The sequence below is a fragment of the Listeria valentina genome, from assembly GCF_011800755.1.
Classification (GTDB): domain Bacteria; phylum Bacillota; class Bacilli; order Lactobacillales; family Listeriaceae; genus Listeria; species Listeria valentina.
On sequence record NZ_JAATJW010000138.1, the window covers coordinates 1 to 1279 of the forward strand.

At 37.4% G+C, this 1279-nt stretch carries 1 protein-coding gene; it reads left to right on the forward strand.

Annotated elements, in window-relative coordinates; translation table 11 throughout:
• The first annotated feature begins 81 nt into the window (after window positions 1-81).
• A protein-coding gene (locus HCK02_RS13825; protein ID WP_246215612.1) for an IS3 family transposase occupies window positions 82-1238 on the forward strand; the annotation gives its coding sequence in 2 pieces (ribosomal slippage) (window positions 82-340 and window positions 340-1238; 1158 coding nt in all).
• Window positions 1239-1279: the final 41 nt, after the last annotated feature.

Below are 1279 nucleotides of genomic sequence, written 5' to 3' on the forward strand. Positions count from 1 at the left end.
TGCATGTATCCTAATAAAGTAGACACCTTTTTTGATATACTAGTAAATAAATAGACACAAATGTCGAAAGGACTTTTTATTATGGTAGACAACCGAAAATCACCACGTAAGTTTGATGAGGCATTTAAAAAATCTATTGTTAAACTTTACGAAAGTGGTAAAACTCAAAATGCTTTAGCGAATGAATACGGTATTGCTCTCTCTTCGATCGCCCGTTGGGTGAAACAATATTCAGAAGTAAAAATGGATGACGATACGATCCTTACGGCTCGTCAAATCAAACAGCTTCAAAAGCGAAACGCCCAACTTGAGGAGGAAAACCTCATCCTAAAAAAAGCGATTGCCATATTCACGCCTCGCTCGACGAACGATTAAAAGCGATACACATTCTTCGGTATGAGCACAGTATTGTAACCCTCTGTCGCACCCTTAAAGTAAATCGTTCTACTTATTACAAACGTTTTTCTGGAAAAGTAGCTCCAAGAACAAAAGAAAATCAGCGCTTAAGAAAAATGATTTTAGGCATTTATACTTCTTCTCAAAAACGTATAGGGGCTGCAAAGATCCGGCGGATCCTTTTGCGTGATTATGGCATTTCTATTAGTATCGGCCGGGTTTATCGCTTGATGAAATCAATGAACCTACCCAAAATGTCTACAGCAAAGCCTGTTTTCAAAAAAAATAAAAACAAGGTTCCTTTGATACGTCCCAATCATCTCAATCAAGCCTTCAATCCACCTGCACCGAATCAAGTTTGGACAAGCGATTTTTCTTATATTCCTATCGGGCAGAGAACATTTGCTTATTTATGCGTTATTTTAGATTTGTTTTCTAGAAAAGTCATTGCTTGGACCGTAGGGGCATCCATTGATACAAACCTAGCCATTACAACATTAAACAAGGCACTTCGTGCCCGAATTTTAACGGACTCTGTTCTTTTCCATACAGATCAGGGATCTCAGTATACCTCTTTTGAATTTAGAAAGTTCCTAGACAATCATCCGATTGTTCATTCCCTTTCTAAACCTGGTTATCCTTGGGACAACGCCGTAACCGAAGCTTTTTTTAAATATATGAAAAAAGAAGAATTAAACCGTCGGCAATTCCGTTCCATCGAAGAAGTTCGATTAGCTTGTTTTACCTACATTGAAGGCTTTTACAACACAAAGCGTCCTCATGGTACATTAGAGATGCTTACTCCAAATGAAAAGGAGGCTCTTTATTTTGAAAATTTTTAAGTATTTACTCTTTTTGTGTCTACTTTATTGACATCTATCCA